The organism is Roseibium album, from assembly GCF_965233825.1.
GTDB classification, from domain to species: Bacteria; Pseudomonadota; Alphaproteobacteria; order Rhizobiales; family Stappiaceae; genus Roseibium; species Roseibium album.
This window is the reverse complement of sequence record NZ_OZ247583.1, coordinates 4,581,782-4,594,754: the sequence shown is the minus strand read 5'-3', so window position 1 is coordinate 4,594,754 and position 12,973 is coordinate 4,581,782. Positions and strand designations below refer to the sequence as shown.

General features: G+C 54.9%; 14 protein-coding genes and 1 tRNA gene. 8 read left to right on the top strand and 7 right to left on the bottom strand.

Annotated elements, in window-relative coordinates:
* Nucleotides 1-132 precede the first annotated feature (132 nt).
* A complete protein-coding gene (locus tag ACO6TI_RS20980) occupies nucleotides 133-1,323 on the top strand; it encodes a tetratricopeptide repeat protein (protein ID WP_196999853.1) in 1,191 nt (396 codons plus the stop codon).
* A gap of 39 nt (nucleotides 1,324-1,362) precedes the next feature.
* Here ACO6TI_RS20980 and ACO6TI_RS20975 read toward each other — a convergent pair whose 3' ends face one another.
* The 4 genes from ACO6TI_RS20975 to ACO6TI_RS20960 form a co-directional block, all read right to left on the bottom strand.
* Nucleotides 1,363-2,658, bottom strand: coding sequence for an RsmB/NOP family class I SAM-dependent RNA methyltransferase (locus ACO6TI_RS20975; protein WP_422383305.1), 1,296 nt, complete (start codon nucleotides 2,656-2,658; stop codon nucleotides 1,363-1,365).
* Nucleotides 2,659-2,709: 51 nt separating this feature from the next.
* Nucleotides 2,710-4,212: an IMP dehydrogenase gene (gene guaB / locus ACO6TI_RS20970; protein ID WP_196999851.1), complete on the bottom strand. Its 1,503-nt coding sequence runs from the start codon at nucleotides 4,210-4,212 to the stop codon at nucleotides 2,710-2,712.
* A gap of 178 nt (nucleotides 4,213-4,390) precedes the next feature.
* Entirely contained in the window at nucleotides 4,391-5,098 is a 708-nt protein-coding gene (locus ACO6TI_RS20965; protein WP_055120692.1) for an RlmE family RNA methyltransferase, read from the bottom strand.
* A complete protein-coding gene (locus ACO6TI_RS20960; protein ID WP_422385322.1) occupies nucleotides 5,095-6,576 on the bottom strand; it encodes a Ppx/GppA phosphatase family protein in 1,482 nt (493 codons plus the stop codon). The genes ACO6TI_RS20965 and ACO6TI_RS20960 overlap by 4 nt, the downstream gene beginning before the upstream one ends.
* A gap of 518 nt (nucleotides 6,577-7,094) precedes the next feature.
* On the opposite strand from ACO6TI_RS20960, the gene ACO6TI_RS20955 reads away from it, so the two are divergent.
* Both ACO6TI_RS20955 and ACO6TI_RS20950 read left to right on the top strand, forming a co-directional pair.
* Nucleotides 7,095-7,168, top strand: a tRNA-Gln gene (locus ACO6TI_RS20955).
* A 468-nt stretch (nucleotides 7,169-7,636) separates the two neighbouring features.
* The gene (locus ACO6TI_RS20950) at nucleotides 7,637-8,350 is read left to right on the top strand and encodes an HNH endonuclease (RefSeq protein WP_422383304.1); all 714 of its coding nucleotides are present in this window, start codon (nucleotides 7,637-7,639) and stop codon (nucleotides 8,348-8,350) included.
* Between the two features lie 352 nt (nucleotides 8,351-8,702).
* Here ACO6TI_RS20950 and ACO6TI_RS20945 read toward each other — a convergent pair whose 3' ends face one another.
* From ACO6TI_RS20945 to ACO6TI_RS20935, 3 genes are all read right to left on the bottom strand, one after another.
* Nucleotides 8,703-9,083: a hypothetical protein gene (locus ACO6TI_RS20945; protein WP_422383303.1), complete on the bottom strand. Its 381-nt coding sequence runs from the start codon at nucleotides 9,081-9,083 to the stop codon at nucleotides 8,703-8,705.
* A 310-nt stretch (nucleotides 9,084-9,393) separates the two neighbouring features.
* On the bottom strand, nucleotides 9,394-9,606 hold the full coding sequence (locus ACO6TI_RS20940; protein ID WP_422383302.1) for a hypothetical protein: 213 nt from the start codon (nucleotides 9,604-9,606) through the stop codon (nucleotides 9,394-9,396).
* Nucleotides 9,607-9,752: 146 nt separating this feature from the next.
* Nucleotides 9,753-10,334, bottom strand: coding sequence for a hypothetical protein (locus ACO6TI_RS20935; protein WP_422383301.1), 582 nt, complete (start codon nucleotides 10,332-10,334; stop codon nucleotides 9,753-9,755).
* Nucleotides 10,335-10,438: 104 nt separating this feature from the next.
* On the opposite strand from ACO6TI_RS20935, the gene ACO6TI_RS20930 reads away from it, so the two are divergent.
* From ACO6TI_RS20930 to ACO6TI_RS20910, 5 genes are all read left to right on the top strand, one after another.
* Complete coding sequence (locus tag ACO6TI_RS20930) at nucleotides 10,439-11,263, top strand: phosphoadenosine phosphosulfate reductase family protein (protein ID WP_422383300.1); 825 nt, start codon at nucleotides 10,439-10,441, stop codon at nucleotides 11,261-11,263.
* Nucleotides 11,260-11,583 carry a hypothetical protein gene (locus ACO6TI_RS20925; protein ID WP_422383299.1) on the top strand — a complete coding sequence of 108 codons (324 nt, stop codon included), beginning with the start codon at nucleotides 11,260-11,262 and terminating at the stop codon, nucleotides 11,581-11,583. The genes ACO6TI_RS20930 and ACO6TI_RS20925 overlap by 4 nt, the downstream gene beginning before the upstream one ends.
* A 234-nt stretch (nucleotides 11,584-11,817) precedes the next feature.
* Nucleotides 11,818-12,228, top strand: a complete 411-nt coding sequence (locus ACO6TI_RS20920; protein WP_422383298.1) for a hypothetical protein — start codon at nucleotides 11,818-11,820, stop codon at nucleotides 12,226-12,228.
* 27 nt (nucleotides 12,229-12,255) lie between these two features.
* Complete coding sequence (locus ACO6TI_RS20915; RefSeq protein WP_422383297.1) at nucleotides 12,256-12,462, top strand: hypothetical protein; 207 nt, start codon at nucleotides 12,256-12,258, stop codon at nucleotides 12,460-12,462.
* A 212-nt stretch (nucleotides 12,463-12,674) separates the two neighbouring features.
* Entirely contained in the window at nucleotides 12,675-12,881 is a 207-nt protein-coding gene (locus tag ACO6TI_RS20910) for a hypothetical protein (protein WP_422383296.1), read from the top strand.
* The last annotated feature ends 92 nt before the right edge of the window (nucleotides 12,882-12,973 follow it).

Below are 12,973 nucleotides of genomic sequence, written 5' to 3'. Positions count from 1 at the left end.
TGCCCACAAGCTGTGTACGGGCAAATTTCCGTTTTGACCCCTGCCGAACTGGTCCACTAAAGTCGGCCAAACGGCAACTGCACCCACCACAGGATCGGGCATTGGTCAGGTCTTTTAAAAGTCGGAACTTATATGACCGCAACTGCTCGTGAAACATTCGAAGAAGCTATTGCTCTGGAAAAGTCCGGTGAGCTGGACAAGGCGCTGGTCTCCTATCTGAGAGCACAGGAACTGGCGCCACGGGATTCCGAAATCGCCTACCGAACGGCATCCGCTCTTCTGCAGGCCGGCTATCTTGAGGAAGCGCAGTCCCAACTTCGCCGTATCGTCTTTACAGAACCGGACAATCTGGACGCCCGTGCAAGCCTCGGTAATTGCCAACTTCTCATGGGCGATACGGAAAATGCAGGTCTGAATTTCCGCGACGTACTCACGCTGGTTCCCGACAACAGAAATGCGCTCTACGGCTACGCAAGTGTGTGCATTCGGGACGATAGACCCCACGAGGCAGCAGAAACGGCAAAACGGCTGATTCATCTGTTGCCTGGCTCACCGGCCGTTCTCGCACTTTTTGCAGAAACACAAGCAAAAACTGGACAAAGCGCTGCGGCGATTGCAGCTTTCCGAAAGGCGCTCAAGGTCGATCCGGATCATTTGCCTGCATTACTCGGTCTTTCTGAGGTCCTGTTCCGCCGCAAGCGCTATGACGAGGTCATCGAGCTTACAATCCGGGCAAATTCCATTTCACCTGCAGACCCTCTTCCTCTTGAGCTCCTTTCGGACGCACTTGCCGGAAAAGGAGCCGCGGATGACGCCTATGAGGCCGCCGAGGCAGCACTCAAGCTCAGTCCCGCATCCCTGTCCTGCCTTGTCCGTCTCAGTGTCCTTAGCCGCAAACTCGGCAACTTCTCCGCTGCACTCAGGTATGCACTTGAGGCGCATGACCTCAATGAAGGCGCCCAGGAACCACTCAATGCGCTAGGAGCTGCTCTCGCCTCTCTCAAATATGCCGAAGAAGCCCGATCGGTCCTGACAGGCCTGAGTGCCGGAAGAGGCCTGGACGATCGCGTCAGAAAGGTTGCTGAAAACCTTGTCGCTTCTTCGATCGGCCATCAGCGCGAGAACGTATCTTCATCGGAACGGCGCAAGTCGGAAGGCTACGAAGAAACCTTGCCGGCAGCACCAGTTCAATCTGAAGCCGGGAGCCTGCGACCGGTGTCCGAAACGGTGAAAAGCGAACAGTCACGACCTTCTGATGTTGCCCGGCCGGACGATGGTCCGGAACCCAAAATACTTGGGCTACAACGCCGCGATCGCACGTGACATCCGGAGGGACCTCCCCGAAAGGCCATTCAGATACTGTTAAGGCGCTGCTCGCTCAAACATGGCAACGAAGAAACCGTCCGTACCGGTAGACGCAGGCGTCAACAGGATTTCACCGCTCTCAGAAACGTATTTCGGCTGCGGTCGCGACGGCAACAACTTGTTCCAGCTGTCGATAACGGACTTTGATTCAAAATCCCTGTTTTCCCCCAGGAACCATTTCACCTGTTCCTGGTTTTCCCGGGGCAACACGGAGCAGGTCACATAGACCATCCGGCCGCCGGGTTTGACGTATCTGCTCGCGTTCTGGAGAACGTGTTGCTGATCTTCGACACGGGCAGCAAGTGACTTGTCCGTCAGACGCCATTTTGAGTCCGGTCTGCGGCGCCAGACGCCGGTGCCTGTGCAAGGGGCGTCGATGAACACCAGGTCCATCTGGCCTTCCAGATCCGCAAGTGTAGTGCTCGCCGGATCCCTGACCTGGATATTCCGCGCACCCGCGCGCTGGAGGCGTTCATGAATTGGCGCGAGGCGCAGCCTGTCCGCGTCGTATGCGTAGAGTTGCCCCCTGTTCTGCATGGATGCCGCGAGAGCAAGCGTTTTGCCGCCACCGCCCGCACAATAATCCAGAACCTGTTCACCCGGACTAGCCTGAGCCAGAATTGCCGCCAATTGACTGGCCTCGTCCTGCAGCTCGAACCAGCCTTTCCGGTATCCTTCCTCTGCCTGGACGTGGGGCATGCGCCCGAGCCCGGGCTTTGCCTCGATGCGGATGCCTTCCGGCGAAATACCGGCAACAACCGCGCCCGTATGGCTAAGGCGTTTCAAGACCCTTTCCCGGTCCGCCTTCAAGGTATTGGTTCTCAGATCCACGGGCGCACGTGTGGCAAGCGCGCGCCCCTCTTCCACGGCACTGTCATTGAAGGCAGCTACGAATTCAGGCCACAACCACTCAGGAACGTCTGCCCGATCTGACGCTGACATTTCCAGGTCGAAGCTATCCTCAAGCCGGGCAATTTCCTCTTCTGTGAGTTCTTCAGGCGCGTGGCGGTCCTGCACAAGTGCATCCGACAGGGCTTCGATGCCTTTTTGCCAGGTTACCGCATAAGTCGCGAGCGTAATGGCCCGCGGCAGGTCGCTTGCCATTCGCGCAGCCAGCGATGCCCTGTTCCGCAGGGCATCAAATACGAGGTTCCCGATCGCGGTACGGTCGCCCGAACCTGCAAATCTGTGAGAATTGCCCCAGTCCTTCAAGGCGACCTGGGCCGGTCTATACCGGCTTTCTATTTCTGTCAGGACTTCAATTGCAGCCGCAAGGCGTCCGCCATCTTTCATGTCGATCCCCGGGTACGGTCCGCGATTTGAACAAGGACCAACAATTCAATTTCAAACGTTTGACGGATAATTCGGACTTTCGCGCGTGATTGTCACGTCATGTGCATGGCTTTCCCGCAATCCGGCGCCGGAAATTCGCACAAAGCGCGCCTTTTCCTGATAATCCAGAATATTCTTGCCGCCGACATATCCCATGGCAGCGCGCAGGCCACCGGCAAGCTGGTGCAAGACACTGCCAAGAGCACCCTTGTAGGGCACCTGCCCTTCAATACCTTCAGGAACAAGCTTGAGACTGTCCCTGACTTCAGCCTGGAAGTAACGATCCGCAGACCCACGCGCCATGGCACCGACTGACCCCATGCCGCGATAGGACTTGTAGGAGCGGCCCTGGTGAAGATAGACCTCGCCCGGGCTTTCCTCGGTGCCCGCCAGAAGGGATCCGACCATGACGGACGCGGCCCCGGCGGCGATTGCCTTGGCAAGATCACCGGAATACTTGATGCCGCCATCAGCGACCACCGGCACACCCTGCTTTTCCGCCTCGTTGACCGATTCCATGATCGCCGTGAGCTGGGGTACACCCACTCCCGCCACGATCCGTGTCGTACAGATGGAGCCAGGTCCGATCCCGACCTTGACCGCGTCTGCGCCTGCGTCGATCAACGCCTTTGTCCCTTCGGACGTTGCAACGTTGCCCGCCAGAACCTGCACCGAATTGGACAGTTTCTTCACGCGGCCCACCATGTCCAGAACTTTCTGGGAGTGGCCATGCGCCGTATCGACCACCACCATGTCGACACCGGCATCAACCAGACGTTCCGCCCTGGCAAAACCTTCCTCGCCGACACTGGTGGCTGCCGCAACGCGAAGCCTGCCCTGTGCGTCCTTGGAGGCATTCGGATTGAGTTTGGCCTTCTCCATATCCTTCACGGTGATAAGGCCGATGCAGTTGTAGTCTGAATCGACCACCAGCAGTTTTTCAATCCTGTTTTGATGCAGCAGGCGCTTTGCATCTTCCTGACTAACGTTGTCGCTGACGGTGACCAGGTTTTCACTGGTCATCAGTTCGTGGATTTTCTGCTGCCGGTCGGAGGCAAAACGAACGTCCCGATTGGTCAGGATGCCGACGAGCTTACCGGCAACCTGGCCTCCGGAACCGCCGTTTTCCACAACAGGAACACCGGAGATGCCGAACCGTTTCATCAGGTCATTGGCATCTTGCAATGTTGCTTCGGGCCCGATGACAAGCGGGTTTACGACCATGCCGGATTCGAATTTCTTGACCATCCGGACTTCTTCGGCCTGTCGGTCCAGTGTGAGGTTCCGGTGGATGACGCCAATGCCGCCGGCTTGCGCCATCGCAATTGCCAGGCGTCCTTCCGTCACGGTGTCCATGGCAGAAGACAGGATAGGAATATTGAGTTCCAGCTCGCGAGTAACCCTTGTTTTCAGGTCTACTTCACCTGGCATGACTTCCGAATGGCCAGGGATCAGAAGGACATCGTCGAAAGTCAGAGCCTGCTGTCCGGTCGGTGGGACAAAGAAAGACGCCATGGCCAATTCCCCTTTAAAATAGCTAGAGACGCAGTCTTGCGGGTGAAGGCTGCGTCTGACGAGTCGCTTCGGCTGTGCCGGAGAAGTTGGCGCGGGTCAATAACACGCAGGTGACAGAAAGAAAAGAGCCGTCCTTCACAACTTGGACAGGAATTCGCAGTCCTCTCGCTTGCCGGTATCAATCCGGATCGAGGTCGCTGCCTCGAAACCCCTTTGCAATCACATAAAGTTCCGGGCTTTCCTTCCTGCTCGCAGGCGGTTTCAAATGCGCAACGGTCTTGAAGTCACGCTTCAGGTCCTGAAGCAACGCATTTTCCGTGCCGCCGCGAAACACCTTTGAAAGAAAAGATCCGCCAGGAACGAGATTCCGTCTGGCAAAATCGATTGCAATCTCAAAAAGGTGGGTCGTGCGCAAATGGTCTGTCTGCTTGTGTCCCGTGGTCGGTGCCGCCATGTCCGAAAGCACAACGTCCGGCCTGTTGCCACCTAGTGCCTCCATCAAGGCCGCAGGTGCATCATCGTCGAGAAAGTCTTTTTTCAGGAACGTGGTGCCACGCACATGATCCATGTCGAGATAGTCAATTCCCACGACCTTGGGCGCCTCGACGCTTGACTGAACCCGTTCGACGGCCACCTGGCACCATCCGCCCGGTGCACAGCCGAGATCGACCACGCGATAGCCGGGTTTCAGCAGCTTGTGCTTGTCGTCGATTTCAATCAGCTTGTAGGCTGCTCGTGATCGATAGCCGTCTGCCCTTGCGCGGCGAACATAGGGATCATTCAGCTGACGCTCTAGCCAGCGGGTTGACGACTCTCGCCGGCCGGCCGACGTTTTGACCTTGACGTGAAGACCGCGATCGCCGGTTCCCTTTTTCGAACGGCTCATGTTCTGTTCCTCTGACGCCTTCTCTCCGGGCGCCTTCCGGGTTTTCTATGCGCCCAGACGCCATCGGCAGCCATCAATTCTGTCAATATGCCCTCACGCAGGCCCCTGTCGGCAACGCGAAGTCTGGAGCAGGTCCAACGTCGCCGGATCGCCTCGAGAATTGCGCATCCCGCAAGAACGAGGTCAGCCCTATCGGCACCAATACATGGGTTCTCCACGCGCGCCTCATAGGGCATGTCGCGCAGTTGATCAATCATCTTCGACACATCAATGTCATCGAGCCACGTCCCGTCGACACGTCGGCGGTCATACCGCCTCAGCCCAAGATGAACGCCGGCCAGTGTCGTTACCGTTCCGGAGGTTCCGAGCATGTGCACGCGTCCGGACGAAATCGCTTCGGCCAGATTGTCGGCCAGGCTGAAGGAAGCCAGGTGTTCCGCCGCATCTTCAACCATCGCTTCGAAGATATCAGGCGTTACATGGACGCCACCATGGCGTTCGGCGAGATTGACGACTCCGACAGGAAGTGAAATCCAGGACCGGATGAAACGGGTCAAGGCATAGCCGCGAGCACCGCACCTATTTCGAAGATCCAGCCAGACGATTTCGGAAGAACCGCCGCCGATATCAAACAGGATAACACCGTCAGCTTCATGATCGACAAGCGATGCGCAGCCGGCAACAGCGAGCCGGGCTTCGGTTTCCCGGTTGACAACTTCAAGGGCAAGCCCGGTCTCCGCCTTGACCCTTTCGATGAAATCAGCTCCATTTTCCGCGGCCCTGCAGGCTTCCGTGGCAATGAGACGGGAGCGCATGACACCCCGATCGGCGAGCTTCCTGTGACAATTGGCCAATGCATCTATCGCGCGATCCATTGCCGCTGAACTCAGAAGTTTGTTGGATCCGACCCCTTCGCCCAACCTGACGATACGCGAATAGGCATCCACGACCCTGAAGCCCCGTTCTTCAGGGCGTGCAATCAACAATCGGCAGTTGTTCGTTCCCAGATCGAGCGCCGCATATAGGGGGGCGTTGTGCTGCCCGTGTCTCGGCCGTCTGGCATGGTGTCCACGTTTCTGTTGACTGCCATCTTCAGCACCACGTACCGGCAGGCGGATGTCTGTTTCCCTCGGGCGGTGTTTCTCTTTCCCGCTCCTGACAACGGTTTCCGCGTCCGTTCCCGCCGATTTGGTCCTTGTCTCTTCGTTGCTCTTTTCAGCGGAATCAGAATGACCGTTCTTGGCATTCCTGGAGTTTTGCCAACGGCGCCTTCCGCGTCGATTCGCAGCTTTTTTGCCTTTGGGACTGGTGACCGTTTCAGAATTCGGATGCGCTTCGCCCGGCGGATGCGGTTGGTTCCGGCCTGAATTACCACTTTCTGCATGGTTGTTCGCAGTAGCGCGGCCCCGCCGTCGCTTTTTCCGACGTCTTGACGAACCGGATAAATCTCCGCTGCCCTGCGCAGGGCTTTCCTGCACACTGCTTGTGTTTTCAACGGGTCCGGTCGCGCGTTGGGTCGGAATTTCTCCCGCTCCCCCAGGCAATGCCGCAGTATTGTCCTCAGGACCTGCAACATTACCTTTCGGGCCCTGCCCTGCACGGCGCTTGCGACGCCGGCGGTTCGGTCCCTTGAACTCAGAATGAGTTCCGCTATCTCCGGACTCGTCAGCGGTACGTCGCCCGGTTCCGGGCGGTTCCTGACCTGACTCAGTCACGTTTTACCTTTCAGGCCGTACGCGCACACCTGCCGGGCGGCGCCTTTGACGGCCATATCTGTCGTTGGCAAAACTGTAACAGGTTGCCAGCCAATGGAAAAGCTCTCGCGCTCACAATCTTCGCGCTGCGGATTGGCGCTCACTCGGCTGAAATTTCACAAAAAAGTCGAAAACGGTACTTGAAATCAAGATTATGATAGATGTATATCCGGCTCACTGTTCGGCTGCGTCATGACAAACACGCTTTCGACTGTCTGGCAGCTGGATTTTCCAAGCGCTGTTGGGGAATAGGTTAACGGTAGACCCACGGACTCTGACTCCGTTAGTCCTGGTTCGAATCCAGGTTCCCCAGCCACTCACTTTTCCCAGATTTCTGCGGTTTTTGAGCAGTTTTTGCGTTTCAGACAAACGCGAAAAAGCGGAACAAACAGCGGATATGTGCGACACAAAAGTCGGCACAGTTTTCTATCTGTTCTTTTTTGCTCATTTGGACTGATCGCCTGCCAAACAGTGTCGAGTTACGACCCTCGTATTGATCAAGCGCGTTGGGACCCGCCTGCACGATATGTCGGGAAGTACAAAGGTCAGCTCGAGGTTAGAAGCCTACCTCCTGATAAAGTTGGTCCGGAATGTATAAAGCTTGGCATCCCCCCGAAGACCGATAAGCCTCGTGGGTGTTCCCGTTGGTGGACGAACCCAGATCGATGCATCGTCGTAATTATCGATCGACCTGCGTATGGAACCTATCCAGAAGCAGTGCTGACACATGAGGTCGCACATTGCGGTCCAGCGGGCTGGCCTTCATGGCATCCGGTGTAAGGCGATGCAGCACAAAGGAGTCAGGCAAAGAAAATCAGGTCGCTGGGAAGCGTATTTCAAGCGCGAGAGCCGTTTCATTCATCTTGGCAGTTACAAAACTCAGAAGGAGGCTATTCGCGCAAGACGACTTGCAGAGCATAGGAATGCGACGGCTCATCACGAACACGTTGACACTTCAAAAATCGAGCTGACAGCCGATATTATTCGCGAACTGCTCGTCTATGACCCAAACACTGGCACCCTTTGGTGGAAAGAGAGGGACTCAAAGTGGTTCAAAACCAAAAGCAGCTGGAAGAGTTGGAACACCGAATTTGCAGGCACTGAGGCTTTCACTGCGTTGCGTGACTACAACAGAATGCATGGAAGAATCTTAGAAAAAAATTATGCTAAACACCGAATTTGCTGGCTTCACTACTATGGATCTTGGCCCTTGGGCTTGATTGATCACATCGACGGCAACCCGTCGAACAATAGAATCGAAAATTTACGAGACGTGGACGCAGTAGGAAACGGTAGGAATCAGAAGCGCCGGAACACAAATAAAAGTGGCCAAATGGGCGTCTGCCCCACTAAAGACGGTGAGCAATGGAGAGCCTACATCACCGTCAAAGGCAAACAAATCTACCTCGGTCATTTTAGAAACAAAGACCGCGCCATTGCTGCCCGGAAATCCGCTGAGTTAAAGTACGGCTTCCATCCAAATCACGGCAGAGAATGAAATTATCCCAGATAAACCCCATCTCCATAGCCTGGGCACGTCAGAACTGCACCGGAATAGAAATACACTGTCTCCGGTGCTCCTGGGTGGCAAAGACTGATTGGAATCGGTTTGAGGGCAATGAGAGCCTGATTGACCTTCCAAGGCGTCACAGGTTCGTTTGTGGCCGCTGTGGGAATAGAAACCCGGAATACATCCAGGCTAGACCGGTTTACCCCTACCGATCAGAAAGGCGGGAGTATCTCGGTCTCGAAAAGAACGAGGGCGACAGCTCCAAGGCCGATGGCGATTAGGTAGTGCCAGATTGTCCAGTCGAATCTCCGCACGGCCCTCGGCTCCTTATGAGTCACGATCACTTCTCAGACAATCCGACAAAAAAGTCTTCAAAGTCCGGACAAAACTTCAAAACGCCAGACAAGGCAAGATACGCGACATCTTGATCTGCCGTGACAGCGCTGTCCCATTTGGTGGAACCATCAGAAAGAACAAAGTTGACTTGCCCCTCCGCAATAGAGGCGAACGGGACGTTGCAGCTTAAAGCTTTCATTCTCATAACAGACACCTGCTGTAATGTATTTATTACAACACCAACAGATAGCGCCAGTATTTTCATATTCTGCGAGTCATTGCGCGCGGCATTTGCGAACTGTCTAACTGTATAATTCTCTGCATATACATTTGACGTGCCAAACGACATACAAGCGCAAAGCAATGAAACATAAAATAAACGCATCACCGCTCCTTATGAGTCTTGCTCAATTTCCGTTTCTATTGCTTCTTGCGCGGGTGCAGGCGGTTCAGGACAAAGGTATTTGAGTATCAATCGGAAGCTCACATAGCCCCATAGTGGCGAAGTAAGAAGAACGGTCCAATATACGTATTCATTCAATGAATTAGTTCCTCAGCTGACGCCAAAATAATGTCCTGACCACCAAACTAGAAGCGTTGCAAAGACGACGCAACCAACAAATATTGCGATTATTGCTTTGGTTTGTGCCGCCAACTTTGGGGCGCGCCACTTTTTCTTATCCAACCATCACTCCTTAGTTTTTGCGTTCGTTTTCCAGAATTAGGTTTACGAGCCAATTGACCTGATAGTAGGTCACTGCGCCGACGAGCAAGCCCGCAAAAATTCGGGTGCCAATTTGCCATTCAGTCAACGGCCAGCTCTCAGAAAAAAGAAACAAAGCTAAGACTGTTCCCCACCATGCCACCATGAAAGCAATAAAAACGTGGCCGCTGTAATCTTCTTGCATTGTCCACTAACCTACTTACTTTTCGGTTTTCCGGCCTTCCGACCAGATCCGCCGAGCTTATATTTGTTCATCAGATGCCGCGTCCAACCCATCTTTTCGAGCGCCTCATAGGCTTCCACCGAAAGCGGTGTTCTGCGCTCCCTCCTCTACTTACCTTTCGGCTTTCCGGGCTCTCTGCCCGATCTGCCGACCTTGTATTTCTGCATCAACCACTTGGTCCAACCGTATTTCTGAAGCTCTTTGAAGGCTTCTGCGTTGGTCCGGTATTGCGTGCTGGTCCAGATCAGCCGTGCATGGTCGATCTGCTCAGGTGTCATTTCTTTCTGCGGCCTGCCGATTTTCTCAGTCGCGGACTTGTTGCCTGCAAGCCGGTCGTAAGCGTCCAGCACCATATCGAGAAGGTTGTCACCCTCCCCGCAATGCCGGTTGGTTGAGACTTCGATTACCGGGCATTTCGTCTTTCTGAGCGCATTCACACGACGCCGCAGGATCACCCTTGGAAGCGGCTCACCCTTGGCTTTCTTCCCTGCCAGGATATCGACCCGGTAGACCAAGATGATGTGACCGCGCTCAGGCTTTAGCCGCGCCACCAACTCGTCAAACTTCTTGATATCCACGATGGATTCCGGCGCGCAGCCGAACTTCTCCAGAGCCTGCCGTTGGTACTGCTCTGTCAGCTTCGGTCGGCCCTGAACAATGCCGCGAAACAGAGGATTTTTATCTGTCATGCACAGCACTATAATGTTTCCGGATTTATTTGTCTACAACTCTTGTATATTTATGAAAGTCGTGTTAACTTTTCGGTAACAAGTAGAAATAGAGGATTTTCGCTGTGCTTGAAGCGCCGACGCAAAACCGCCAGGTCACAACAAATCAGCCGATCCGGTTCGTAATTTTTGTGAGCTATGGCAACGACAGCATTGCTCTGATCCAGTGGGCTCATGAGCAAGCGCTCGAAGGCGTTGCTGTTGTCTTCACCGACACAAGATGGGCGGCGGACGGCTGGATGGAGAGAGTTGACCGCTGCGAGACTTGGGCGGGAAGCCTTGGGTTTGTGCCGTATCGCACATCATCAATCGGGTTTCGCGAGTTGGCGCGGCGTAAGAAGGGCTTCCCAACGCAGCGCTATCAGTGGTGTTCATACATCTTGAAGATTGAACCGGGTCAAAGATGGCTGGAAGAGCACGACCCTGATGCACGCGCCGTTTGCCTGATCGGCGTCCGCCAAGAAGAGAGTGCTGACCGCGCTGACTTTCCCGAATGGCTACCACGCAGCGAGAACCATGGCGGGCGCGTGATGATTGCGCCATTCGCCAACTGGACTACGGAACAGCGGAATTCTCTCATTGAACGCGCAGGGTTCGAAGTTCTCCCTCACCGGTCACGTGAGTGCAAATGCATCAATTCGAACAAGAAAGACATGCGTCATTTCACTGACAACGATTGGCAGCAAATCGCGGATGCAGAAGAAGAAATAGGGAAAACGATGTTCCGCCCTCACCGGCATTTGGGCGCGAAAGGCGCAGCGGAAATGCGCAAGTGGGCAAGCAGCAAACATGGGCAATATCGCCCGCCAAACCAAGAAGACGCTGTGCCACCTGATGATCTGCCAGACGAAGATATGACAGGCTGTAAGCCTGGGTGGTGTGAGACATGATCGAAAAAACTGAACCAACATTCTGGGCAGAGATTGCGATAGCTGGCGATTACGACGACGCCCGCCGCACATGCCGTAAGTTTTGTGAAAGCGGCCTGTGCGTGACCGTGACGAAAACCAGCTTCATTTACACAGGCGGCGAACAATCCGGTGTCCTGGTGCGGTTGATCAACTATCCGCGCTTTCCGGCAACGCCCGCTGAAATCGAGGCGAAGGCAATCGAGCTTGCGCACGATCTACGCGACCATCTTTTTCAAGATTCATTCACCGTGATCACGCCTGAGAAATCTACGTGGTTCACACGACGCGAAGCTGTGTGAGGAAAGGCCCGCCATGACTGGTTTTGACAACAACAATCGGCACAGCCTTTGGGGCTTCAATCCGCCGCTGAAATTGGTGCCGCGTCAGCCTTGGAAAAAGTGTCCTTCCACGCACTGCGAACGCCGCGAGGAATGCACCTCCCCGTCCGAGTGCATCGTCAAATCTGAAAACGAAAAATAGAGGCCCGCTCATGGAATTGACCGGCAAAGAAACCCTGACTCATGAGGCCCGTCATGCCAGGTATTGAATACCCGATCACCGTTGACAACATCACGAATGACTCGGTCGATGTCATCCGCAAGCCTCTCTTGGGAGGAGAGACCGGAGACTTCGTCTCCATTCGTCCTTGTGGTGAAGAGTACGAGGACAAGACCTTTCTCGGTGTATTGCTGGGTGACATCGCTCGCACAGCCGGTGGGCATTTTGATCCTGAGACTGGCACAATCCACATCTATCCATCGTTCCACAATCCCGCGATCTTTGTGCCAGAGCTTAGGCAAATCATCTTCGGTAGCCAGAGCTGGTGGGGGCGGATCAGCTCCCCTGATGACCTAAAGCAAATCACCGACGCGGATATCGACAACGTTTGGTACGTGCAGGCACTCCAGGCACTTTCCAAAGAGCAACCAAACTCTGACTCATGAGGCCCGTCTGGGCAGAAAGGCAACGCCATGGGTTACATGGAAGAGCAAATACAGCGCCTTTACGAAGGCACGGAAGACGAACAGAAAGCCAGGACTGAGCTGATCGGCCTGATCATTCGCGACATCTGCGAGCTACCCGACCGCACATCACCGGACGACGAGCCGGATCTCCTGCTCGTTACCATCCAAGAACTCGACATAATCCTACGTCGCCACCTGTTTGGCGAAGAGTAAATAGAGGCCCGGTAGATGCGATTTCACGGCGGCAGAATGTACGACATATGGCACGGCGACGGCTGGTATTGGTCTGTTACCGCTTGGCCGCGTCACCTGCTTCTTGGCTTCCGTCCGCATCCCAAAAACTGGCGCATCTACTTTATCAAGCCGCCCGCAAGACCGGGCTACAAGCGCATTTACGCTGGACCGTTTGAAATCGAGTGGAGCTAATGACTAAAGCGAGTTTTTACACGGAACATGAAGCCGGTGAGATCAGAGCAGATACGGCCCGCATCGCTGCAATCCAGCATCTACGCGCCGCACGTCAGTGCATTGCTGAAATCGATGAAACACTAGTGCCGGATCAGACCGGTAATTTCCACGAAGCAACCGAGTTTATTGACGCGGCAGTTGGCCGTCTCGGTGATAGCAAATAGAGGCCCGTCGCCTTCGAAAGGAAACACCGATGCTTTTCTGGATTGTCGTGGTTGTGTTGGTGTTGATCGTCGTCGGAGCTGTTGGGTACTTC